Raw genomic sequence first — 23,379 nt, 5'->3', positions numbered from 1 at the left:
CCGTAGTACCGGGAGGGGAACCCTTGGACGGAACCTCCCCGGCCCTGCCTTACGAGGGCAGGACGGAGGCGCCGGTCCCTTTCCCGCGGGACCGCCGTCGCGACCCGCTTTCCCGCGGAAAGGGATGGGGCAAGGATAGCGCAGGTTAGGAAGGCGGGGATGAAATGGTGAATGGGGACTGGTGAATGGGGAATGGAAGCAACGGCTTGGAGCGGAGAGGGCGGCGGATTTATCCCCGCGCGTGTTCCTTCACCGCGTTGCCCTTCATCCTTCTCCCCTCTCGCCCCCTTCGACAGGCCCAGGGCTGCACGGGGCACCTCTCCCCCGCTTGCGGGGAGGAAAGGAGGATGCGGCACCATGAGACGGCTAAGCTCGGCTCCTTTGACCGCGCCTCGTCAAGCCGTTAATAGTCCCGGGCTTTGTTTCGGACCATGGCGTGGAAAATGACGGCAGTTTTGGAGCGGCGATCGTCTTCCGCGGCCATCTGGTCGCGACGGTTCGGCATATTCGCGGCAGTCCTGTTCACTCTGTCCGCTGCCGGTCATCGGACGGAAATGCTGGAGACGCTGCCGTTTCTCTGGCTGCTTGCGATCGTCTTTGGACTGGCGCTGCTGGCGCTGGGCCTTGCCCTGGCCGGGCTCAAGCGCATCTGGGATACAGGAGAGCGCGGCGCGTCGGCGGCTGTCTGGGGCCTGATCATCGCCGCTTGCGTGCTGGCGCCCTTCGCCATCTCGGCAGTCCGCATCGTCCTTTATCCCAACATCAACGACATCTCTACCGATCTCGCCGACCCGCCGGAACTGACCGTCGCCTCCAGCCGCGCCGGACCGGGCATCAATCCAGTCGAGCCGATCAGCGAGGAAGCGGCCAGGCTTCAAAGCGAGAGCTATCCGGATGTGGCGGGGCGCCGCTACGAATATACCCGCGACCGCATCATCGAAGTGGTCGACAATCTCGTTGCGGCGCGTGGCTGGCGGGTCCTGCGCCGTTCCGGCGGCATCACTCCCGATACGCCTGTCACCATCGAGGTGGAAGCGAAGTCCTTCCTGCTGGGCTTTCCCGCCGATGTGGCGATCCGCATCAGCGAGGACGAAAACGCCGCCCATGTGGACATGCGCTCGGCCTCTCGCTACGGCACGCATGACTTCGGCGACAATGCAAAGCGCATCAGACGCTTTCTGGCCGATCTGGATGCGCAGGTGGCAGCGCTCGTCAGCCGGTAGAACGAGAATCAAGTCGGCATGAATATGCCGTCGATGGAGGGTTGGCCTTCCGCCTGCACGCGGCCGCGGGCGACCAGATCTTCTAGATGGGCAAGCACCGACAGCCCAGCGGCCCCATGCAGGCGAGGATCGGTGTCGCGGTATATGGCGCGCACCATTTCGGGGATCGTCCGGTCGCCGGCCTTCAGCCGCTCCAGTATGGCGCGCTCGCGCATTTTCCTGTGCGTCCTCAATCCGCGCATGAAGGGCTGGGGATTGGCGACCGGACCGCCATGCCCCGGCAGAAGCAGCCTGTCCTGCCGTTCCAGAAGCCGGTCGAGCGAGGCCATGTAGTCGGACATCGCGCCGTCCGGCGGGGCGACGATCGAGGTTGCCCAGGCCATGACGTGATCGGCCGAAAAGAGGATGCCGGTGCCTTCCAGAGCAAAGACGAGATGGTTTGCCGTATGACCGGGCGTATGGATGGCGCGCAGCGCCCAGCCGTCGCCCTCCGTGAGTTCATTGTCGGCCAGGGCGACATCAGGATGGAAATCGAGGTCCGCGCTGGCATCCAGCGGGTTGATCTCGCCGATGCGCAGGGGACGTGCTGCCTTATGCGGTCCTTCCGCCAGCACCGGCGCGCCGGTTTCCGCCTTGAGGCGCGCGGCGAGCGGCGAATGGTCCCTGTGTGTGTGGCTGACGAAAATATGGCTGACCGGCCTGCCGCCGATCGCCTTCATCAGGGCGATATAATGGGCCTCGTCCTCGGGACCGGGATCGATGACGGCAAGCGTCTCCCTTCCGACCAGATAGGTATTCGTTCCATGGAAGGTGAAGGGGCTCGGATTGTTGGCCGTCATCCGCCGGACTCCGGGGGCCACTTCGACGGCCATGCCATAGGCGGGTTCGAAATGCGTGTCGAATTCAATAGCCATGGACGAAGGCTCTTGTTGAGGAGCGAACAGGAAAACGCAGTGCAGCAAGTCGTCAGTTGCCGCATAACATGGAAGCCCTTATAGGGGAAATGAACGCATGTTTTTCAATGGAGGCATCATGGCCCAGGCGATAGCTTCAAGATCACTCGTCTCACTCGCTCTTCCCGAATCGGGAGCGTCCCGTCTTCTGGCGCAGGGCCTTCTGGTCATAGGCGGCACGCTGTTTCTGACGGCCTCTGCCAAGGCCAAGGTCGTGCTCGGGCCGGTCGACATGTCGCTGCAGACGCTCGCAATCCTGCTTCTCGCCTGCGCCTTCGGCATGCGGCTCGCCACGGTGACGCTGCTGGCCTATCTCGCCGAGGGCGCCATGGGCTTGCCCGTGTTCCAGAGCACGCCCGAAAAGGGCATCGGGCTTGCCTATATGATGGGGCCGACCGGCGGCTATCTCCTCGGTTTCGTCGCCATGGCGGCAATCGCAGGCTGGGCGGCAGATCGCGGCTGGGACCGCAATCCGGTGAAGCTGTTCGGCGCCATGCTGACGGCCGAAGCGGTGATGATGGCGCTCGGCTTCGCCTGGCTCGCAGTGCTGATCGGCGCCGACAAGGCCTGGCAGTTCGGCGTCGTGCCCTTCCTCCTGCCTGACCTGATCAAGGTGGCGCTGGCGGCCTGCCTCGCGCCGGCCGCCTGGGCGGTGCTTGCCGGACTGACGGGCAAGCGCGGCTGAGGTCGAAGAATTTCATACGGCCGTCACGGACCGGCCTGAATCGGAAACTAGAGGACCGCGGGTGGGGACATCCGCGGTCTTCTCAATAAGAAGGGGGACGAGCTTTGGCAGTATTGGTCACCGGCGGCGCCGGCTATATCGGCAGCCATATGGTCTGGGAACTTCTGGACAAGGGCGAGGAGGTCGTCGTCCTCGACCGGCTTTCGACCGGCTTCGACTGGGCGGTGCCGGATGCGGCCGAACTGGTGGTCGGCGATATCGGCGATCAGGATCTCGTGCGCGAGGTTTTGCGAAGCCGGAAGATCGACGCGATCATCCATTTCGCCGGCTCTATCGTCGTGCCCGAATCGGTATCCGACCCGCTCGGCTACTATCTCAACAACACGGTCAAATCGCGCGCCCTCATCGAATGCGCGATCGAATGCGGCGTTCCGCATTTCATCTTTTCCTCGACCGCTGCCGTCTATGGCACGCCAGTGCAGATTCCCGTCAAGGAGGATGCCGGCTTGCAGCCGGAATCGCCCTACGGCACTTCCAAGATGATGACGGAACTCATGCTGCGCGACACCGCCGCCGCACACAATTTCGCCTATGCGGCCCTGCGATATTTCAACGTCGCCGGCGCCGACCCCCAGATGCGCACGGGCCAATCCTCGAAGGGTGCGACGCATCTGATCAAGGTGGCTTGCGAGGCTGCGACGGGAAAGCGCCCATTCATGGAGGTCTACGGCACGGATTACCCGACGCCGGACGGCACCTGCATCCGCGACTATATCCACGTGTCCGATCTGGTGGCGGCGCACTATCTGGCGCTCGGCCATTTGCGTGCCGGCAAAGGCAGCATCGTGGCCAATTGCGGCTACGGCAACGGCGCGTCGGTGCATGAGGTGATCGCCGCGGTGAAGAAGGTTTCGGGGAAGGATTTCGAGGTCCGCGTCAGCACCCGCCGGCCGGGCGATGCCGTGGCCATCGTGGCCAATGCCGACCGCTGCCGGGAGACCTTCGGCTGGCAGCCCCGGCATGACGATCTGGAAGAGATCGTCGCCCACGCCCTCGGCTGGGAGGAACGTCTGAGCCAACGCAACAGGTAGGTCTCGACGCCAAGGAGAGACAGGCCGCTTTTCCGCGCGAAGTGCGATTCTTGACCCAGGTCGGCAATCTGTTAAGCACAGCCGCGGACGGAGCAGCACGGAGACGATATGGCAAGGACTGCCTTGATCACCGGTGGTACGGGCTCGTTCGGCACGACCATGCTCAACCATCTGTTGAAACGGGGCTACACCAACGTCCGCGTCTTTTCGCGCGACGAGGAGAAGCAGCACAATCTGCGCACCCGGCTGAATGACGACCGCGTGTCCTTCTATATCGGCGATGTCCGCGACAAGGAGCGCATCTCCATCGCGCTGAAAGGCGTGCAGCACGTCTTCCATGCCGCCGCCCTCAAGCAGGTTCCATCCTGCGAGTTCTTCCCGATGGAAGCCGTGCGCACCAATATCCTCGGTTCCGAGAACGTACTGGAAGCCTGCATAGAGCAGGGCGTCGAGAAGGTGGTCTTCCTGTCCACCGACAAGGCGGTGCTGCCGATCAACGCCATGGGCATGTCCAAGGCCATGATGGAGAAGGTCGTGGCTGCAAAGGCGCGTCTCTACCACGACTCGCAGACGATCATGTCGATGGTCCGCTACGGCAATGTCACCGGCTCGCGCGGCAGCGTCATCCCGCTTTTCATAGAGCGCATCCTTTCCGGCCAGCCGCTGACGGTCACCGATCCCAGGATGACGCGTTTCCTCCTGCCCCTGCCTCAGACCGTCGCGCTGGTCGAGCATGCCTTTGCCCATGCGCGCCAGGGGGATCTTTTCGTCCGCAAGGCCCCGGCGACCAATATGGGCACGCTGGCCCAGGCGATGCTCGAACTGTTCCGGTCGGATGCCGGGATAAGGGTGATCGGCGAAAGGCATGGCGAGAAGCTTTACGAGACGCTGGCCACAGCCGCCGAAATCCGCCGCTCGGAGGATATGGGCGACTATATCCGCATCCCGGTCGATACCCGCGACCTCAATTACGGGAAATATTTCACCGATGGCGAGATCGAGGAAGATCACCTGGAGGATTATCATTCCCACAACACCAGGCAGTTGAACCTCGAGGAGACCAAGGAGCTTCTGCTTGGATTGCCTATCGTGACCGAGGCGATGAAACGGGCCGGACTGGCCGAGGCTTGACCATGAGATTGGCCCTTACGGGTGCATACGGCCAGTTCGGCTATCACGCACGCTGCCGCCTGCAATACCATCACGGGCATGAGGTTGTTCCCGGCGGACGGGACGTCTACTCAAGCCCCGAGGCGCTTCGGAAGTTCGTCTCGCAATGCGATGCCGTCATTCATGTGGCCGGAGTAAACAAGGGCACGGATGAGGAAATCACGGAAGGCAACCGCTTCCTCGTTACGGCGCTGATCGGAGCACTGGAGGCTGCCGGCGGCAATGCGCCCGTCATCTATGCCTCGTCCATCCAGCGCGGGACCGGAACGGTCTATGGCGCCGCCAAGCGCCAGGCAGGACGCCTGCTGGCGGATTATTGCTCCCGGTCGGGCCGGCGCTTTGTCGAAGTGGTGCTGCCCAACCTGTTCGGGGAGTTTACGCGGCCCCATTACAATTCCTTCGTCGGCACGTTCTGTGTCCAGCTCGCCAATGGCGAGGCGCTGAGCATCCACGGCGACAATCCCGTCGAGCTCATGCATTACCTGGAGGCGGCCGACTATATCGCCGGTCTTCTGGAGTCGGATGTCGAAGGCGACGTCCGGCCGGAAGGGCGCCGGACCAGTGTCCTTGCCGTGGCGGACAGGCTGAGGGCCTTTCACGCGGATTACGGAACGGTCGGGATCGTGCCCGATCTGCGCGATCCGTTCGACCTGCGGCTGTTCAACGCCTATCGCTCGGTGCTTTTCCCCTCGCGATACCCTTGCAGGCTGGAACCGCGCAGCGACAATCGCGGCTCGCTTTTCGAATGCGTCAAGAACAGGCATGGCGGCCAGGTATTCTATTCCTCGACGCATGCGGGCATCACCCGCGGCAACCATTTCCATTTCGACAAGGTCGAACGCTTCGTGGTGCTTTCGGGCAGGGCGCGGATATCGGTCCGCCGCATCTTTTCCGACGAAGTCCATCATTTTGACGTCGATGGAGAGAACCCCTGCTTCATCGACATGCCGACTTTCCACGCCCACAACATAACCAATACGGGCAAGGGCGAGTTGCTGACCCTGTTCTGGACCCATGACTTTTTCGATCCGGAGCATCCGGATACCTATGCCGAGGCAGTCTGATGGCTGAAGGATTCGATCCCATGAAGGTGATGGTGGTTTTCGGCACGCGGCCCGAAATCATCCGCCTGTCGGCTACCATCCGGGCGCTGGAGAAGACGGTGAGGACCGTGCTGGTCCATACCGGCCAGAACTACGATTACGAGCTCAGCGACGTCTTTTTCCGCGACCTAGGCCTGCGCAGGCCCGACCACTTCCTGAATGCCGCCGGGCAGACGGCTTCGGAGACGATCGGCAAGGTCATCATCGAGGCCGACCGCGTGATCCGCGAGGAAAAGCCGGATGCGCTGCTGCTTCTGGGGGATACGAATTCCTGCATGGCGGCGCTGCCGGCGCGCAAGAACAAGGTTCCCGTCTATCATATGGAAGCAGGCAACCGCTGCTTCGATTTCAACGTGCCGGAGGAACTGAACCGGCGCGTGGTCGACCATATGTCGGATTTCAACCTGGTCTATACCGAACATGCGCGCCGGCATCTTCTGTCGGAGGGCCTGCCGCATCGGCGGATCTATCTGACCGGCTCGCCCATGAACGAGGTGCTGGCGCTCTATCGCGACCAGATCGAGGCCAGCACGATACTGGAGGAACTGGAACTCAGCCCGCGCGGCTATTTCCTCGCCTCATTTCATCGCGAGGAGAATGTCGACAATCCGAAGCATCTGCGTTCGATCCTGGCGGCGCTCGCCACGCTTTCCGAACTGCACGACAAGCCGGTGGTGGTCTCGACCCATCCGCGCACGCGCAAGCGCATGGATGCCGCCGGCGATACCGGCATCGATATCTCGCGGTTGCGCTTCCTTAAGCCCTTTGGGTTCCATGCCTACAACAAGCTGCAGATGAAGGCGCTGTGCGTGCTCTCGGACAGCGGCACCATCAGCGAGGAATCGGCCATTCTGGGGTTCCCCGCGGTCACCATCCGTAATGCGCTGGAGCGGCCGGAAGCCCTGGATACCGGCTCCATCATCATCACCGGCCTGGATACGCAGACGATTGTTGCGGGCGTGAACCGGGCCGTTGAGGATTTCGATGAAAACCGGTTTCCGCCGGTCCCTGCCGACTATCAGATAGCAAACACGTCGCAACGGGTCATACGGCTCATCCTGGGCACGGCAAAATTGTCCGCGCGCTGGCACGGGCTCGATCTCGACGATGAATGAGGCCCGGCCGGTCATACTGATCGGAGCGGCGCGCTCCGGCACCAAATTCGTGCGTGATCTTCTGGGGGCCTCGCCCGTTTTCGCCAGGATTCCCTATGACGTGAACTATGTCTGGCGCATGGGCGCCAGGGTCGATCACGACGTGCTCGTACCGGACATGCTCGATGATCGCGCGCGGTGGCGCATCAGGAACACGCTCAACCGTCTTGCACGGAAAAAGCCCGGAGATGGCAGGCGTCTGCTCGAGAAAACGGTAAGCAACACCCTGCGCGTTCCCTATGTCGACGCGGTTCTGCCCGACGCGGTTTTCATTCATCTGGTGCGCGACGGTCGTGCCGTCGTGGAATCGGCGATGCGGATGTGGCAGGCGCCGCCGGATTCGCAAGGATTGCGGCGCAAGCTTGTCGATTTGCCGTGGTCAAGCCTGGGTTATGCTGTATGGTTCGGCCTCAATCAGGTACGGGGCCGCCTGCGCGGCCGGTCCGGCGGGGAAGTCTGGGGGCCACGCTATCCGGGAATCTTTTGTGACATAGAAAAACTCCCTCTGCTGGATATTGTGTCCAGGCAGTGGGAGCAATCCGTCTCGCGGGCGACGCTTGATCTGAAGCGAGTCGCCCAGGAACGTGTATATACGGTCCGCTATGAGGACCTGATGGGGGATGTGGTGGAAATCGATCGGCTATGCGATTTCCTGCAGATTGATCGGCGAGAGGCCATTCACCGGCGATTCGCCGAACAGGCCGATCGCAGCAATATGCAAAAATGGCGCGACCGGCTTTCGGAGGACGAGATCGCAACCATATGGCGGATCGCGGGCGACATGCTTCGCCGCTACCGATATATCTGACGAGGGCAAGATGGAGGTCAGCTTTTTTCGCCCGCAGATCGGGGAGGAGGAAATTGCCGAAGTCGTGGACTCCCTGCGCAACGGTTGGCTGACCACGGGAGCCAAAACGAAGCGCTTCGAGCAGGATTTCGCCGCCTATCTCGGGGGCGGCGTCGAAGCGATCGCAGTGAATTCCGCCACTTCCGGCCTGCATCTTGCACTCGAAGCGGCCGGCATAGGGCCGGGCGACGAGGTGATCGTTCCATCCTACACCTTCACCGCCACGGCCGAGGTCGTGCGCTATCTGGGGGCCGATCCCGTATTCGTCGATTGCGATTACGACACGCTCTGTGTGACGGCGTATCACGTGGCGCCTGCTCTGACAGAAAGAACCAGGGCCATCATGCCCGTCCATTTCGGCGGCATGGCCTGCGATATGCAGCCGCTGATCGACCTTGCGGCCGAGAACGGGCTGATGATCATCGAGGATGCGGCCCACAGCCTTCCCGCCACTTCCGGCGGGGTGCTGGTCGGAAAACAGCCGACGACGGCGACCATATTCAGCTTCTATGCGAACAAGACCATCACCACCGGCGAAGGCGGCATGCTGGTGACGGCGGACCCGGAGATCGCCGCGCGTGCAAAGATCATGCGCCAGCACGGCATCGACCGCGACGCCTTCGACCGTTTCGCGACCGGGCGATGGGTCTATGACGTGGTGGCCCCCGGATACAAATACAATCTGACGGACATCGCCTCGGCGATCGGAATCCATCAGTTGCGGAAGGTAGGCGAGTTCCATTCTGGCCGCATGCGCGTGGCGGCGCGGTACCGTGAGCAACTGGACGGTTTGCCGATCGATCTGCCTGCGGAAGCACCAGATGGGGAGACCCATTCCTGGCATCTGTTCATCGTCAAGGTCCGGCCCGAGGCCCCGCTGGATCGGGATGCGGTCTTCGCCGAACTGGGCCGCCGCGGCATCGTCTGCTCGGTTCATTACCGCCCGCTGCACCGCATGACCTACTGGCGCGAGCGCTACAATCTTCACGCCCAGCATTTTCCGAATGCCGAACGGGTTTTCGCGCGCGCTATCTCCCTGCCGATCCATGCCGGCATGACGGATGGAGAGATCGATTTCGTGTGCTCGTCGCTGAGGCAGGTGCTCTCTTGAACGCGACAGTGCGCCATATTCCGCATGATGGCGCGGATCAGGGAGTGAATGCCCTGTTGAAGCGGCTGCTCGACATCGCTGTGGCAGCAGTCCTGCTTGTGCTGGTTTCACCCCTTCTGCTCGCTGCGGCGACAGGCATACGGCTCACCTCTCCCGGTCCGGTATTCTATCTGGCGATGCGGGTCGGACGCGGCGGCAGGCCGTTCAAGATGTTCAAGTTCCGCACGATGCGCCCCGACAGCCACAAGGGATCGCCCATTACCGCGCCCAATGATGACAGGATTTTCCCGTTTGGCCGCTTTTTGCGCGGCACCAAGATCGATGAGCTTCCGCAACTGGTGAACATCCTCAAGGGCGACATGTCTCTGGTGGGGCCGCGCCCCGAGGATCCAGGGATCGTCGAGAAGCACTACGACGCCGAGATGATGAAATCGCTTGCCGTCCGCCCGGGGATCACCAGCCCCGGCACGCTTCTCTATATGCGCCGCTTCCGCGAGGCCGTGCGGAACGAAGACGTCACCGGCTCCTATGTCTCCGGCATATTGCGGGAAAAGCTGCAGGCCGACATCCGCTATATCGACGAGCAGTCGGTGCTGAGGGATATCGGCCTGATCCTCCGTACGGTTTGTGCCATCGCCGTTTCCGTCGTCCGTTCCCGAGGGCGGGAATAGCCGATGCCCGGCAAGCGGCGGCTTCTCTTCTCGCACATCTATTTTCCGCCTTCCCCGAAGCCCTACGGGAAGATGCTGGAATTCATGGCCATGGCCTTTGCGGAAAAAGGTTATGAAGTTTCTGTCTTCACCTCGCTCGATCCCGCACAGCGGCAGGCGGCCGAGGAGGCGGATCGCCGGCTCGGCACGCTTGGAATTTCCGTTGCCCGGGTGGCGATCGAGCCGGGCCAGGGACTTGCCGGCAAGTTGCGCTCCGCGATCCGGTATACGGTCGCCCTGGCCCACCATATTGTGAGGGCGCGCCCCGATGTCGCAACGGTCGGCAGCTTTCCGCCGCTCATGACCGCGTTCTGCGCCGCTCTTGCAGGCCGAGTGGCGGGAACACGCATTCTCTACCACGTGCAGGACATTCACCCGGACATAACCGCCCCAAAACTGTCCCCGGCAGTGCGGCCGTTTTATCGGATCGGCGGCGGCATGCTGGCAAAGCTCACGCTGCAATTGGTGCATGGCGTGGTCACGCTGTCCGAAGACATGCGGCAGATACTAGTTGGCCGCGGCGCGCCAGAAAGCCGTACCGTGGCCATAAACAACCTGTCGCTTTCATCGTTGGAGCCGACTTCCGTCGCGCCGGACAAGGCCGCTGCGCGTTCCGACGGCAGATTGCAGGTCATTTATGCGGGCAATATGGGAGCGTTCCAGGCTCTGGACGTTGTGGCCCCGTTTGTGATCGCGGCGGTATCGGCGATCCCGAATATCGAATTCCTGTTCGTGGGCGACGGCGTGCGCCGTCAATGGCTCATGGGTGCGCTTTCGGGCCTCGATTCCGGGCGTGTGCGCTTTCTGGACACCATGCCTTTCGCGGAACTCCAGCCATTGCTCGAACGGGCGGATTTCGGTCTTGTCTCACTGGATGACGCAAGCGCGCGGTTCGCCTATCCGAGCAAGATCGTCACCTATCTCGGCATGGGCCTGCCTTTGCTGTGTCTCATCGCCCGTGGCAGTTCCATTGCCCGCGAGATCGAGGAGAACGGCCTCGGCATCGCCTTCGATGCGAATGGGATCCACGATGCCGTCCGTCGTCTCGAAGCGCTTTCGCAGTCGCCGGCAGACGTCGCCGCGCTGAAGCGCAGGGCAGGGGATTATTTTGCCTCGAGCTTCTCTGCAGAAGCCTATGTCAGGCGGTGGGAGGAGTTTCTGGGAGAGCTGTGACCGCCCTGTTTCTTTCCGGCAGCCCTGTCTCTGAACCTTCGTACCGCCCCGAACACAGGATCGCCGTGACGGAATACAGGTAGACGGCGAGAATGATGTCATGGCTGAAGGTGATGTTCGTCAGCCCGTTGAGGAAGAAGACGGCCAGCACGATCGTGAGCATGTAACGGAGAATTTCGGTTTCTCTCGAGGGCTCCATCCGGAAAGCGCACCAGAGGGGGCAAATGAACACCAGAAGAAATGCTGCCACGCCAAAGAGGCCCGAGCCGATGGCATGGTCGAGGAAGATATTGTGGAGGTGGCTGAAATGGATGAGATCGGCCGATTCCGGCGGAAGATAAGGGTGGATGGCCGCCATCAGGTTCTGCGGACCGTAGCCCAGGAACGGCTGTTGCAGGAATGCCGCCAGGGCCGCCTTGTACATCAGGAGCCGCTTGCCGGAAGAACTGTCGACCTGATTGTTGAGTGTGCTTAACTCGCGCAGGATCGATGTCAACTGCCGGTCGAACAGGAACGCGGCCATGATCAGCCCGAGCAGCGCGGCGGCGGCGATGATGGCCCAGGTGCGCCTGCTCGGCCGGCATATCCTGCCGTAGGCGTAGAGAAAGATCAGCCCGAGGACCGGAACATAGGCGACGAGGAGGCGTGATCCCGACGCCTTAAGCGCGATCATTCCTCCGACAAAGCCGAGGATCGGGAGCAGGGGGGAACGCTGTCCTTCCCGGAGAAGCCCCGTCAGTGACAGGAACGACAGCAGGAGAGCGATGACGGCAAATATGCCCGAATTGCCCGCACCGCCCTCGGCGCGTGAGGTCTGCAGCAGATAGCCTTCCGCCAGCCCGACAACGGCACCGAGCATGGCTCCTACCGCCGAGCCCAGGACGATCGGATCAATCAGATTGGCGCCGGGAGTGGTCCGTATGCGCAGCGCGACAAAGGCGATAAGCACGAAAGGCAGGGTTTCGAAGACGATCTTCCAGGCTGGCCAATCCAGACCACGGGCAAGGGCCGAAACGGACGTGACGAGAAAATAGAAGCAGAAGGCGCCGCAACAGATGATCAGCGGAACCGGCAGCCTGACGCGCAACTCGCCGCGAACGGTCCGGACGATCGACCAGAAATAAGCCGCGACGAGAAGAAAACTGACGGTCGAGCCGGCGATGCAAGGAAGCGCAAAGAAAGCTTTCGCGAAATATCGGTCAGTGCGCTCCATCGGCCAATCGGAGCGCAGGCGGCGAAAACGGCTGCCGGTATCGAAGATTGCGGGGACCTTTCCCTGCCTCGAAGTTGGCTGCAAAATATGATTGTCCACGGAATTCAATTCGCCATGGCTTCCAAGCCGGTCCGTCCGATCGCAACTCATGACCATGACGGGAACGGCTTGCCTGTTGATGTCCGAGCGGCTTCTAAGATCGCTTGTTGACCGAAGATGGGCGAAGGTCAACGCAGGAAAGAGCGTTTGCGACGGTCATATGAGTGATCGGATATATGCAGGAAGGACGGCGATTCGCGCAAAATCGTGCGGTCGTCCCACGCCGGAATGCTCTTGCCCATTGCGCGCGCGGGCAGGAGACTTTATAGGACGCGGCGTCCGAAGCCGCGCCCGGCGCGGCGGATTGGGGCGTAGCCAAGCGGTAAGGCAGCGGTTTTTGGTACCGCCATTCCCAGGTTCGAATCCTGGCGCCCCAGCCACACTTTCTTTTCACTATTTTCAGTAGGTTGATCTACACGCGCGCGCACCTGCTGACAGCAGGCTGTCAGCAGGGCTGTGCGACATTTCACTGCCATGACGGGCAGGAAACCAAAGGCTTTTGCGACCGTGACTATCTCTCCATTTCTAGCCGCTCTCGGGGCCGAAGGTCCTTCGGCTGACCGAAGGAAAGACATGGACCTGTATGGGTGGCTGATCGGTAGCTGGGAAACGGATACGGCTCGCCATGCTGGCGACGGCACAATCCAGAAATGGACCGGCGAAATCCATTTCGGCTGGGTACTCGAAGGTCGCGCGATTCAGGACATCTGGATCAGGCCAAGGCGCCCCGCGCCGTCCAGCATGTATGGCACGACTTTGCGCATCTTCGATCCTGGAATCGACGGCTGGCACATTATCTGGGCTGATCCGCTCAATCAGGATTACTCGCGCCAGATCGGGCGGGCCGAGGGTAAGGACATTGTCCAGATCGGTGAGGATTCGCGCGGCCTGAAAACTCGATGGCGTTTCACCGAGATCACCGCCGACAGCTTCCATTGGATCGGAGAGGAAAGCTCTTCAGAGAGCGACCCCTGGCAGGTGACATATGAACACTTTGCGCGCCGCTTGAGCTAGGGTCAGCCTTCCTGCCCCGCCTTTTCGCCGGCATCGAATTCGCCGGGCAGATCGGCATCATGCGGCCGGCCTGCCGCCGGCTTGTATGTCGGGACCATATGTTTCAGCAGCTGGATGACCTGATCGCGATCCTCCGCGGCGCAGGCCTTGGCGATTTCGGCCACTGAACGCGAAAGCAGCAGCTTGTCGCTCACCCGCGCGGAGGCATGGATGAAGCCCTTTTCCGTCCTGACGTCGGTCTGCTCGACATCGGCAACAAGCTCCTCGTGGAGCTTCTCGCCCGGCCGCAGACCGGTGATTTCGATCGGTATGTCGATATCGGGCTTGTAGCCTGCCAATTGTATCATGCGCCGCGCCAGGTCGATGATCTTCACCGGTTCGCCCATGTCGAGGACCAGGATCTTGCCGCGGTCCGCATTCTGGCGCAGCCCGAGCGATGACGCCTGGAGCACGAGGCGGACCGCTTCTGGAATAGTCATGAAATAGCGCGTGATGTCGGGATGGGTGACCGTCACCGGGCCGCCCCGGGCGATCTGCTCGCGGAAGCGTGGCACCACGGAGCCACTGGAGCCCAGGACATTGCCGAAGCGGACCGTGCCGAAGCGCGTCTTGGCTCCGGCAAGATCGAGCGCCTGACAATAGGCCTCGGCGGCGCGCTTCGTCGCTCCCATGATATTGGTTGGATTGACGGCTTTGTCCGTCGATATCTGGATGAAGATAGCCGCGCCCGAAGCGAGACTGTTTTCGGCCATGTTCACGGTGCCGAGCAGGTTGGTCTTGACCGCTTCGACAGGATTGGCCTCCACGATCGGCACATGCTTGAGCGCCGCCGCGTGGAAAACCACGTCCGGCTTGCAGGTCTTGAAAAGCGAGGAGACCCGGTTCTGGTCGCGCACGTCCACGACATGAGCCTGGATCTCCAGACCCGGATATTTCTCCGTCAGCTCGCCCTCGATCCGATAGAGGTTGAACTCCGACAGCTCGGCCAGAATCAGCCGACGCGGGCCGAAAGAGGCGATCTGCCGGCAGAGTTCCGAGCCGATCGAGCCACCCGCCCCGGAGATCAGCACTGAGCGATCGTTGATGAGGGCGGCGATCCGGGCCGTATCAATCTGGATTTCCGAACGTCCGAGCAGGTCTTCCAGCTTTACGGGCTTGGGAAGCAATATGTCGGCATCACGTTCGTTCGGGAGGCCGAGAGGATTCGGCAGTTTGGAAATGTCGATCTCGGCACTGCTGCACGCTTCCAGGATCGCCGTCATGCGCGCGCCGGCGATGTTGGGATCGGTCACGACCAGTTCGTCTATCTCGCGGCCCTTCCTGCGATGATACTCGACGATCTCCTCGAGTTCGGCGAGGGAACCGAGGACGCGGCGCCCCTGCACCTCACGGCCCTTGTAGTTTTCGCGCGGATCTATGATCCCTACGACGAGAATTTCCGGCGTCTTGAGTCGCCGCACGGCGCGGATATAGGCGTCGGTCGTATCCGAATAGGGATAGAGCAGGACGAGCTTGCGGGTATCGGCCTGCGAGAAATTGAGGTAGTGGGTGTTGTCGCGCACGAACCGGAACACCAGCCGCGTCCAGCCCAGCCCGAAGATCATGAATATCCATGTGACGGCCATCCCCAGGCGGGAGACGTTTTCGGCACGGCTCAGCATGAAATTGCCGATGGTGAAGATGACGACGGCCAGGGTGGCGGCTTTCACGATGGCGGTGAGGTCGGGGATGGAGGCATAGCGCCACGAGCCGCGATTGATCCTGGCGAGGAAAAGGCAGACGGCGCTTATGCCGACAAAGGCGGCGGCCTTCTCCTCGAAGCCGGGCACGGCAGCAATTCTGGAAGGACCGAAAACAATGACATTCGCAGCCACGAACGCCACCAGGGACGCCGCCAGGTCGTGGATAACCGCTGCACCTCGCAGCAGGCGAACCCGGAGCTTGTCATTTTTCATCCGCGCATTCCAACCATGTGCGAAGGCAGCAATTCAGCTTGAGTGCATATATCCTGAGCGCCTATCATGGCCAGATTGAGTGGACCTGCAAAGAGTAAATAATTCTATCTACTTAAGTTCATAGCAGAATCCTGCAGGCGACAATATGACGGGAAGCAGCAAGCCTGCATTGGCAGCCCAAGGCGACCAGCGCCGATAACGGCCGCACAGGTCCGCGAGATGGCGACCGCTTCGGACGAAACGGCTGATTTTATCCCCGCCCCGACACGCTCGGTTATCCTTCGCGTGAGGAAAATTGCGCAGAAGGACACCGCACCGTGAACGAAACCGAAAATCTGGCACTTCCCTATATCCTGCCGTCGCAGGCGCAGAAACACGTTACCCACAACGAGGCCTTGCGGCGCCTGGACGGCCTCGTGCAGCTTTCGGTGCGGTCACGCGTGCTTGCCGAAGCTCCGCAGCAACCCTCGAAAGGCGAACGGCACATCGTTGCCGGTCCCGCGGCCGGCGCATGGGCGGGCAGGGAAGGGCAGGTCGCCCATTTCGTGGACGGCGCATGGATCTTCCATGAACCGCGCGGGGGCTGGCTCGCATGGGTGGAGGACGAGGCACAGTTGATCATTTGCCGCGAAGGGGGCTGGGCTCCGGTCGCCGAGGGGATCGCCGCCGCCATTGACGCCTTGCAGAATATCGAACTGCTGGGGGTCAATGCGAGCGCCGACGCCGCCAACAGGCTGGCTGTCTCCAGCCCGGCCAGTCTTTTCAGCCATTCGGGTGACAGCCATCGGCTCAAGATCAACAAGAACGCGCCGGAGGATACGGCGAGCATATTGTTCCAGACCGGGTTCTCGGGCCGTGCCGAATTCGGCCTGACCGGCGATGACGACTGGCATGTGAAGGTTTCGCCGGACGGCGGCAGCTGGCACGATGTGCTCGTCGCGCGCAAGCAGGACGGCGCGGTGGAACTGCCCTCCGCAGGCCTCGCGCTTGACAAGAGCCTCTTTCTCAATCTGCTGCCCGACAGCGGGCGCTTCAGCGCCTCCAGCCAGGCGAACCTCACCTCGAGTTCGGCAGCATTGCCGGGTTATCTCAATGCCTTCAACGGTTCTGCCTTGAGCTTCCCGGCGAAGTTCATCCACAACAACACCACCTATGGCGGGGCCGCCGGGGCGCTGGACCCTGTGATCGACGAGTTGATCCAGAAGGTCTACGGCCCGGCCGGCCTGCGATACGGCCCGGAATTCTGGTACATGAATGTCGTGGCGGGGGAGGGAACGGCGTCGCCCTACTCGATCGGGTCCGATACATTCTTTCGAGCCACCATCGGTAACTCCAATCCCCGGCCGGCCCGATACACGACAGGTTTCCTTGCGCGTTGCTCCTCGGGAAAGCTCGCCTTGCGTCCGATGAATGGCGCGATCAACCGCCTGACAAGGGACGGCCTGCCGGTCGCAATGGGAACGGCGGGCGTGATTGTCGAGCCTTCCGACGGCTGGGTCTATTTCGAAATGCAGTTGACGCGCTCCCCTCTCGCCTATGAGCAGAGCGACATGGCGATCAATCTCACGGCCGGCGGCGAAGGCCAGGTCGCGTTGCCGAGGGTCGTTGCAGGCTGGGTGAGCATCGGCCTTGAAGGCGGGGCCGTTCTGCCCTGTGGCAAGCTGTTCGGCGAATGAACGGGCAGCGTTGTCCTTGAGCCGCTCCTGATTTACCCCAGTTTCAGGGTTGCGCACTATGCCGTTGCCTGGGCGAAAGTGAGCGGAGGGCGAGATGTTCCGGCCGGTGATCATGGCGGGCGGCTCGGGCACGAGACTGTGGCCCTTGTCGCGCCAGCTCTACCCGAAGCAGTTCTGCGCGCTTGTCGGGGAAAGGACCATGCTGCAGGAGACGGTACTGAGGCTCGAGGGCCTTGATTGCCTGCCGCCGCTGGTCGTTTGCAACGAGGAGCACCGGTTTCTGGCGGCCGAGCAGTTGAGGCTGGTCGGGCAGGAGGAGTCGACGATCCTTCTCGAGCCCTTTGGTCGCAACACCGCGCCTGCCGTGGCGCTGGCCGCCTTGCAGGCAACGGAAGCAGGACAGGATCCGCTGTTGCTGGTACTGGCGGCCGATCACCTGATCGAGAATGTGGAAAGCTTTCACCAAAGCGTCGGCAAGGCAGCCCGCCTGGCGGAGGAGGGTATGCTGGTGACCTTCGGCACGGTGCCGGATCGGCCGGCGACGAGATACGGCTATATCAGGCGGGGCGAGCCCTTGAAGGAAGGTTTCGCCGTCGACCGGTTCGAGGAGAAGCCGGACATGGAAACCGCCAAGGCCCATCTCGCCTCCGGCGGCTATTACTGGAACAGCGGCATGTTCCTGTTCCGCGCCAGCATCTATCTCGACGAACTGGGCCGCCACGCGCCGAAAATCCTTGCCGCATGCCGCAAGGCGTTCGAGGCCCGAGAGGCCGACATGCACTTTCTGCGCATCGGCAAGGATGCCTTCAGGGCCTGCCCGAAGGATTCCATCGACTATGCCGTGATGGAGAAGACCACGAAGGCCGCGGTCGTTGCGCTGGATGCGGGATGGAGCGATGTCGGCTCGTGGTCGGCCCTGTGGAAGGTCAGGCACAAGGACGGCAACGGCAATGTGCTGAAAGGCGACGTGGTGGCGGTCTCGACAAGGAACACGCTCGTCGATGCCGGCAAGCGGCTGGTGGCGACCCTGGGGGTAAAGGACCTTGTCATCGTCGAGACGGCCGATGCGGTTCTCATCGCCCATCGCGATCATGTCGAGGATGTTCGGCTGGTGGTGGATGAGCTTGACCGGCAGGCGCGCTGCGAGCATGTGAACCACCGCCGCGTTTACCGGCCCTGGGGGGACTATGATTCCATCGATACGGGCCCGCACCATCAGGTAAAGCGCATCACGGTGAAGCCGGGAGCCAGGCTTTCGGTGCAGATGCATCACCATCGGGCCGAGCACTGGGTTGTCGTACGTGGTGCGGCGCGTGTACGGAAGGGCGACAAGGTGATGATGCTGAACGAGGACCAGTCGACCTATATTCCGGTCGGCGAGATCCACGCCCTCGAGAATCCCGGACGGATCCCCCTGGAACTGATCGAGGTTCAGTCGGGCTCCTATCTGGGTGAGGACGACATCATCCGCTTTGAGGACCAATACGGGCGGAAGTAGAGGCGGTCCTTTTGCCGCATAATGCAGGGGCTGCATGGGAATTTCCGGCGGATTGCGCTACCTGTGGGCGGAACAAGGAACTGCGCCATGAATGATTCCGGCTTCCGGGAAACCGACAATCCTGTCCTGACGGGCATTCTCGGACGCTGTCCGCGTTGCCAGCAGGGGCATCTATTCAAGGGTGTCCTGACATTGGCGCCACGATGCGAGGTATGTGGCCTGGATTACTCTTTCGCCGATCCCGCGGACGGTCCGGCCTTCTTCGCCATGACCATAGCGGCGGTGCCCGCGCTGGCCTTCGCCCTGTGGATGCAGTTCACCTTCGACCCGCCGGTTTGGGTTCATGTATTCACCACATTGCCGGTGACGCTTGTTGCCTGTTTGCTGTTGCTGCGGCCTTTGAAGGGCTGGCTGGTCTGCTCGCAATATTTTCACAAGGCGGAAGAGGGCAGGATCGACCGGGAAACGGGCCGGGGCTCGGCCGGTGATTCCTCCAGGCCGGACTGAAGGGCGCCTATCTTTTCCGCTGAAAGCAGGCGCCTGCCGCCGCCCCCAGTGCGATGCCGACGGCAATGCCGATGGCCACACTGTCGAAGAGCGTGGCTCCGAGTGCCGCCCCCAAGCCTATGCCTATTGCCATTCCGATAGCCATAGGAAGAGTTTCTCGCGCATCGATGTGTCGAGAGTTTGGTCCCGACCTGCCGCACATCCGCGCTGGCAAAGGCGGATGTGTTCAACGGTCAGCGGTTGGCATTGCCATAGAGACGGGCCACCTTCTCCGCGCTTCTATCCAAGGTAGAAATCGCCTAAAGAGGCCTTGGGGGGCATGACGAGGGATTCGCATGCTCGCCGATGTGACGGCGCCTTTCGCGCTCACCTTCCGCCTCCTCCGGCGCTTCTGGCCGCAACTCGTGGCGCTGGTCCTTGTTGGCATCATCGCCCACAATCTGCTTATGCATTTGGCGGCCAGCATGGCCTTCGTCAATCAGATGCTGGGCTTGGCCCTGTTGACGCTGGTTGCGCTCGCACAACTGATCCTGACCGTCGCCATGTTCCGGGTCCTTTTGCCTGGCCTGCCGGAGATACAGGAGGCGCAGGCGGAAGCTGCCAGCCCCGGGGCAAGCAAGGGCGGCGGCTCGGCATTTGCCACCATGGTGACGATCGCGCTCCTGCCCTTCTTTGCCTATTACGCCGCCTGGGGTTTCCTCGGCGACACGGTCCGGCAATATTCGCGGGCGGTTCTCGATATGGTACCCTTCGGTGAGAGCATGCGCCCGCTCGACGTGCTCGATTCGCGATGGCTGGTCGTATCGGTGCTCATTTCCTGGGTGATCAGGCGGTTTGCCAAATTCATGCAAGGGCGCTCGGCCGCATCCTTCTGGCAGATCGTCGTGGTGATCTGCGAGACGAACTGGATCTTCGTCGGTCTCTACGTGATCAGCCGCTGGAAAGATGAATTCCTGGCATGGGTCACGAGCCGCAATTTATGGTCGCTTTTCACCGCCATGAACGACTGGCTCGTCACTTCCGCCCATGCGGCCACGATGGTGCCAGCCGAGGTGTCGTCCATCGGACTGGCGACGGTGCTGAACAATCTTTTCTGGTACATGATGCTGCCGATCATCTGGCTGGTCATGACGGCGCTGATCTACGGCTATGACGTGCGCGACGAAAAGGAATTGATGCGCATCCATCGGCGTGTCGAGCAGTTCGGCGAGCGCTACAAGGCCGTGCCGAAGTTCCTGCGAGATTTCGTCGAGCATTTCATCAGGGGCTACCGCTCCCGCTACCTGCCGATCGCGAACGGCGTCCGCATAACACTGAGCTCCGGTGTCCTGCTGATCGCGGCGCTGATCGTCGGCTATCGCTTCATCGATTGGGCCGCGGCATGGCTTTGGCTGGGGGCCGCACATCTTGTCGGTCCGCACGACCTCGAAGTCTGGCAGGTTCTCTCGCAAGGGGTGACGCTTCTCTTCGGCAGCCCTTATCAGGACTCCTCCATGGGCATCCTTATCGAGCCTGTCCGAATCTGCTTCCTGGCGGCGGTGCTTGAAACCGCCTTCTCCCTGCCGAAACGGGCAGCGACGGCGGCCCAGCTTGCCGAATGATCTCAGTCCTTGGCGCGCAGAAAGCGGAGATAGTAGGGGCGTTCGCTTCCAAGCCCCAGCGTCGGTTCAATCGTGGGGATGGCGTCTTTCGGCACGACGAAGGCCTCCCTGATCTTGAGCGTGGCGCCGGCCGCCGCACCGGAAAAGGTGGCGGAGTTGCAGTCAGACCAGTCGTCCGAATAGCGAAGGATGGGCAGAGAGGTCGGAAGCCAGGATCGTCCCGCAGCATCAGCGAGCGTGATCCGGCAACCCGTCCAAAGTTTCTGCAGGTCGGGATCACCGATCGTGACCGAAAAATCCACGAAGACGGGGACGGCATTTTCCGGCAGCTTCACCGAGCCGGTATCCTTCGTCGTCAGCATGGCTTCCAGCTTCCAGTCGCTGCCGCCGAACCGCACGGTGGACCCGGGCTCCACGTCACGGGGAAACAGGTCCTTGGCCGCAAAAAGCCATTTGACCGGCGTGTAGCTGCCGAGAGCCAGCGTCGCCGGCAGCAATATCAGGAGAGCCCACAGCGAGCGCCGGCGCCAGCGCCGTTCGGACTGGCCGATTTCGGCCGCCCCGGTGGAGACTGCAGCACCCGCACTCATTGGATCGGCTCGTCCATGTCGTAGATGTCGGCCACCATTTCCGGCGTGCCGTCAGGCTTCAGGCGCAGACCGTCCAGGGTGATGCGGGCTTGCGAATCGAGGGCGAAGGCGCGCTCGTTCGAGACGAGCAATGTAGCGCCGGAGATTTCCGATGGCGGGACTTCGAAGACGAAGCGTCCGCGCGCCGGCAGACCGGGCTCCACCGTAAAAGGCGGCAGGCCGGAAACCATGGCCAGCCTTTCCGTTTCGCGATAGCCGAGGCCGGTTGGTCCCTGCCAGGTGGCCTCACTGATGGTCGTGGTGCTGTTGGTCGCGGCAAGCTCGACGGTGACAATGGCCCATAAGCCGCCTGTCGTAAGTGTCCTGTCCTTGCCGAATTCACTGACCGCCAGGATTTTGGCGAATTCCACCTTGTCGACGCGCAATTGGAAAAGCCGCGCCTTCACATCGTCGCCCATGCCGCCGCGGACGGGAATGGGTCCGGTGAGATCGGCATAATGCGGTTTCGACGTCTGCATGCCGTAACAGATTGCCGCTGCCAGCCCGAGAATCGCGAGATTGGCAAGCCTGTGCCCGATCATCCGCTTGCCTCGCTGACCGGAATGACCAGACGGCCGAGCTCTTGCTCATTGTACCAGCCGGGAACGCCGTAGAGATTGTCGATCGGCTTGTAGGTCTTCGTGTTGACCGAGAAGGGGATTTCGCCAGGAGACGTGGCCGATTCCGGCAGCGCCCAGACAAAAGCCACGCGTTCCTTCATCGCCGGATGCAGTTCGGGCGTCATGCTTGGATCACGTGTAAGCATGACGAACGGAGTTTCGGATTCCTCGCCGACCGGCAGGCCGTGCTTGAACAGGGTGAAATAATCCGTGGTCGAGGCGGCCGTGCGATTGGTCATCTCGACTTCGAGCACCAGCGCCTTCTGACCCTCTCTTATCGGCGCGTCATAGATCCGCTGATCGGTGACGAAGGCGCGCAAGGGCGTGACCCGCCATTGCCCCGTCTCAATCTCCTGGCCTGCCGCGAAGACGGGTATCTCCGGTTCCGGCAGGGCGCCGAAGGCACCAAGCAGATTGGCCGCAAGAATCGCGGCCACCGTACCGGCGCCGATGGTGATCCAGGCCCTGACCCTGCTGCGCATGGAGGCGAACATCAAAGCGTTCCCGCCTTTTCCGATTCGCACCCCCCGATTGAACAAGATTAGTTGGGAAACGAGCGGGATGGAACCGGCAGGATGGTGATCCGCCTTGTAATGAACACAATGGACGTCTATGTATTGTCCATCGATCTTGCTTGTCGAACTTTGTTTCTGCGCCTTGGGCGCTCTGACGATCTTCTCTTTCAATATCGACCTACTGCCGCGCCAGGCACTCGGCCGGCGGCAGATTCCATTGACTGATTTGAAAGGAAATCGTCATGACCACTGGAACCGTAAAGTTCTTCAACACCACCAAAGGCTATGGTTTCATCGCGCCCGACAACGGCAATCCCGATGTCTTTGTCCATATCTCTGCCGTTGAGCAGGCCGGTTTGAACTCCATCGTGGAAGGCCAGAAGCTCAACTTCGAAGTCGTTCGCGATGCGAGGTCCGGCAAGAGCGCGGCCGCCAATCTTCAGGCCGCCTGACGTTTTTTGCCTCCGGTCTTTGACCACGGATGTACTGGCACTGGCCGTTGAGGCGAACAGGAGAAGGTCGGGAGTTCCCGGCCTTTTTCGTTTCATATGGAGGCGCTATATGCCCATGCAACTTACCAAGGATACTCTCTTCATACAGAAGCCCTCAAGGGCGGAGACGAAGAGCGACATCACCACACAGGTCGCCCGCTCGATCATCGAGCAGGAGGCTGCCGCGCGCGAGGCGAAGAGCCGGCGTCTGAAGGAACTGAGGCTGAAGAAGGAAGCCGAGGCAACCGACACGGCACCTGCTGCCAGGAAGTCCAGGCCCCGGAAAGCCACGCCGAAGACGCGCCTGGCGGGCAGGTAACCGAAAGGCAGGGCGGTGGCCG

The 23,379-nt window shown here is 61.8% G+C and carries 24 protein-coding genes and 1 tRNA gene; 18 read left to right on the top strand and 7 right to left on the bottom strand.

Annotated elements, in window-relative coordinates; translation table 11 throughout:
- Window positions 1–443 precede the first annotated feature (443 nt).
- Complete coding sequence (locus L598_RS12065) at window positions 444–1,223, top strand: DUF1499 domain-containing protein (RefSeq protein WP_186445023.1); 780 nt, start codon at window positions 444–446, stop codon at window positions 1,221–1,223.
- A gap of 8 nt (window positions 1,224–1,231) precedes the next feature.
- Here the strand turns inward: L598_RS12065 and L598_RS12060 are convergent, their stop codons facing one another.
- A complete protein-coding gene (locus L598_RS12060; RefSeq protein ID WP_144862769.1) occupies window positions 1,232–2,137 on the bottom strand; it encodes an MBL fold metallo-hydrolase in 906 nt (301 codons plus the stop codon).
- Window positions 2,138–2,255: 118 nt separating this feature from the next.
- On the opposite strand from L598_RS12060, the gene L598_RS12055 reads away from it, so the two are divergent.
- The 9 genes from L598_RS12055 (at window position 2,256) to L598_RS12015 (ending at window position 11,220) form a co-directional block, all read left to right on the top strand.
- Entirely contained in the window at window positions 2,256–2,861 is a 606-nt protein-coding gene (locus L598_RS12055) for a biotin transporter BioY (protein WP_144862776.1), read from the top strand.
- 104 nt (window positions 2,862–2,965) lie between these two features.
- Window positions 2,966–3,952, top strand: a complete 987-nt coding sequence (gene galE / locus L598_RS12050; protein ID WP_144862768.1) for a UDP-glucose 4-epimerase GalE — start codon at window positions 2,966–2,968, stop codon at window positions 3,950–3,952.
- Between the two features lie 108 nt (window positions 3,953–4,060).
- The gene (locus L598_RS12045) at window positions 4,061–5,083 is read left to right on the top strand and encodes a polysaccharide biosynthesis protein (protein ID WP_144862767.1); all 1,023 of its coding nucleotides are present in this window, start codon (window positions 4,061–4,063) and stop codon (window positions 5,081–5,083) included.
- A 2-nt stretch (window positions 5,084–5,085) separates the two neighbouring features.
- Window positions 5,086–6,186: an NAD-dependent epimerase/dehydratase family protein gene (locus L598_RS12040; RefSeq protein ID WP_144862766.1), complete on the top strand. Its 1,101-nt coding sequence runs from the start codon at window positions 5,086–5,088 to the stop codon at window positions 6,184–6,186.
- The gene (wecB, locus tag L598_RS12035) at window positions 6,186–7,340 is read left to right on the top strand and encodes a UDP-N-acetylglucosamine 2-epimerase (non-hydrolyzing) (RefSeq protein WP_246658731.1); all 1,155 of its coding nucleotides are present in this window, start codon (window positions 6,186–6,188) and stop codon (window positions 7,338–7,340) included. The genes L598_RS12040 and wecB overlap by 1 nt, the downstream gene beginning before the upstream one ends.
- Window positions 7,333–8,187: a sulfotransferase gene (locus tag L598_RS12030; RefSeq protein ID WP_144862765.1), complete on the top strand. Its 855-nt coding sequence runs from the start codon at window positions 7,333–7,335 to the stop codon at window positions 8,185–8,187. The genes wecB and L598_RS12030 overlap by 8 nt, the downstream gene beginning before the upstream one ends.
- A gap of 10 nt (window positions 8,188–8,197) precedes the next feature.
- Complete coding sequence (locus L598_RS12025; protein WP_144862764.1) at window positions 8,198–9,337, top strand: DegT/DnrJ/EryC1/StrS family aminotransferase; 1,140 nt, start codon at window positions 8,198–8,200, stop codon at window positions 9,335–9,337.
- Complete coding sequence (locus tag L598_RS12020) at window positions 9,334–10,008, top strand: sugar transferase (RefSeq protein WP_186445022.1); 675 nt, start codon at window positions 9,334–9,336, stop codon at window positions 10,006–10,008. Before L598_RS12025 ends, L598_RS12020 begins: the two co-directional genes overlap by 4 nt.
- A gap of 3 nt (window positions 10,009–10,011) precedes the next feature.
- Window positions 10,012–11,220: a glycosyltransferase family 4 protein gene (locus L598_RS12015; RefSeq protein ID WP_144862762.1), complete on the top strand. Its 1,209-nt coding sequence runs from the start codon at window positions 10,012–10,014 to the stop codon at window positions 11,218–11,220.
- Here the strand turns inward: L598_RS12015 and L598_RS12010 are convergent.
- Window positions 11,186–12,433 carry an O-antigen ligase family protein gene (locus L598_RS12010; protein ID WP_186445021.1) on the bottom strand — a complete coding sequence of 416 codons (1,248 nt, stop codon included), beginning with the start codon at window positions 12,431–12,433 and terminating at the stop codon, window positions 11,186–11,188. The two genes, L598_RS12015 and L598_RS12010, sit on opposite strands and share 35 nt — an antisense overlap.
- A gap of 404 nt (window positions 12,434–12,837) precedes the next feature.
- Between L598_RS12010 and L598_RS12005 the strand changes: the two genes are divergently transcribed.
- Together L598_RS12005 and L598_RS12000 are read left to right on the top strand one after the other, a co-directional pair.
- Window positions 12,838–12,912, top strand: a tRNA-Gln gene (locus L598_RS12005).
- Between the two features lie 193 nt (window positions 12,913–13,105).
- Complete coding sequence (locus tag L598_RS12000; RefSeq protein WP_246658730.1) at window positions 13,106–13,546, top strand: hypothetical protein; 441 nt, start codon at window positions 13,106–13,108, stop codon at window positions 13,544–13,546.
- 2 nt (window positions 13,547–13,548) lie between these two features.
- Here L598_RS12000 and L598_RS11995 read toward each other — a convergent pair whose 3' ends face one another.
- Entirely contained in the window at window positions 13,549–15,501 is a 1,953-nt protein-coding gene (locus L598_RS11995) for a nucleoside-diphosphate sugar epimerase/dehydratase (protein WP_144862760.1), read from the bottom strand.
- Window positions 15,502–15,818: 317 nt separating this feature from the next.
- Between L598_RS11995 and L598_RS11990 the strand changes: the two genes are divergently transcribed.
- The 3 genes from L598_RS11990 (at window position 15,819) to L598_RS11980 (ending at window position 19,182) form a co-directional block, all read left to right on the top strand.
- Complete coding sequence (locus L598_RS11990; RefSeq protein ID WP_144862759.1) at window positions 15,819–17,177, top strand: DUF2793 domain-containing protein; 1,359 nt, start codon at window positions 15,819–15,821, stop codon at window positions 17,175–17,177.
- A 94-nt stretch (window positions 17,178–17,271) separates the two neighbouring features.
- Window positions 17,272–18,675: a mannose-1-phosphate guanylyltransferase/mannose-6-phosphate isomerase gene (locus tag L598_RS11985; protein WP_144862758.1), complete on the top strand. Its 1,404-nt coding sequence runs from the start codon at window positions 17,272–17,274 to the stop codon at window positions 18,673–18,675.
- An 87-nt stretch (window positions 18,676–18,762) separates the two neighbouring features.
- Window positions 18,763–19,182 (top strand): DUF983 domain-containing protein, encoded by a 420-nt coding sequence (locus L598_RS11980; RefSeq protein WP_144862757.1) that lies wholly within the window; start codon window positions 18,763–18,765, stop codon window positions 19,180–19,182.
- A 7-nt stretch (window positions 19,183–19,189) separates the two neighbouring features.
- Here L598_RS11980 and L598_RS21445 read toward each other — a convergent pair whose 3' ends face one another.
- The gene (locus tag L598_RS21445) at window positions 19,190–19,327 is read right to left on the bottom strand and encodes a hypothetical protein (RefSeq protein ID WP_186445020.1); all 138 of its coding nucleotides are present in this window, start codon (window positions 19,325–19,327) and stop codon (window positions 19,190–19,192) included.
- A gap of 190 nt (window positions 19,328–19,517) precedes the next feature.
- Between L598_RS21445 and L598_RS11975 the strand changes: the two genes are divergently transcribed.
- On the top strand, window positions 19,518–20,783 hold the full coding sequence (locus L598_RS11975) for a hypothetical protein (protein WP_144862756.1): 1,266 nt from the start codon (window positions 19,518–19,520) through the stop codon (window positions 20,781–20,783).
- Between the two features lie 2 nt (window positions 20,784–20,785).
- Here the strand turns inward: L598_RS11975 and L598_RS11970 are convergent, their stop codons facing one another.
- Genes L598_RS11970 through L598_RS11960 form a run of 3 tightly spaced genes read right to left on the bottom strand, consistent with a single transcriptional unit; the run spans window position 20,786 to window position 22,526 of the window.
- Window positions 20,786–21,373 carry a hypothetical protein gene (locus L598_RS11970; RefSeq protein WP_144862755.1) on the bottom strand — a complete coding sequence of 196 codons (588 nt, stop codon included), beginning with the start codon at window positions 21,371–21,373 and terminating at the stop codon, window positions 20,786–20,788.
- Complete coding sequence (locus tag L598_RS11965) at window positions 21,370–21,954, bottom strand: hypothetical protein (RefSeq protein WP_144862754.1); 585 nt, start codon at window positions 21,952–21,954, stop codon at window positions 21,370–21,372. Before L598_RS11965 ends, L598_RS11970 begins: the two co-directional genes overlap by 4 nt.
- Window positions 21,951–22,526, bottom strand: coding sequence for a hypothetical protein (locus L598_RS11960; RefSeq protein ID WP_144862753.1), 576 nt, complete (start codon window positions 22,524–22,526; stop codon window positions 21,951–21,953). Before L598_RS11960 ends, L598_RS11965 begins: the two co-directional genes overlap by 4 nt.
- A gap of 263 nt (window positions 22,527–22,789) precedes the next feature.
- Between L598_RS11960 and L598_RS11955 the strand changes: the two genes are divergently transcribed.
- Both L598_RS11955 and L598_RS11950 read left to right on the top strand, forming a co-directional pair.
- Window positions 22,790–22,999, top strand: coding sequence for a cold-shock protein (locus L598_RS11955; RefSeq protein WP_144862752.1), 210 nt, complete (start codon window positions 22,790–22,792; stop codon window positions 22,997–22,999).
- 109 nt (window positions 23,000–23,108) lie between these two features.
- On the top strand, window positions 23,109–23,357 hold the full coding sequence (locus L598_RS11950; RefSeq protein ID WP_144862751.1) for a hypothetical protein: 249 nt from the start codon (window positions 23,109–23,111) through the stop codon (window positions 23,355–23,357).
- The last annotated feature ends 22 nt before the right edge of the window (window positions 23,358–23,379 follow it).

This window comes from Mesorhizobium sp. J18 (genome assembly GCF_007829525.1).
In the GTDB taxonomy this organism is placed as follows: Bacteria; Pseudomonadota; Alphaproteobacteria; order Rhizobiales; family Rhizobiaceae; genus VLJP01.
Note: the sequence above shows the minus strand (reverse complement) of the source record. Positions and strands in the feature narration are given on the sequence as shown.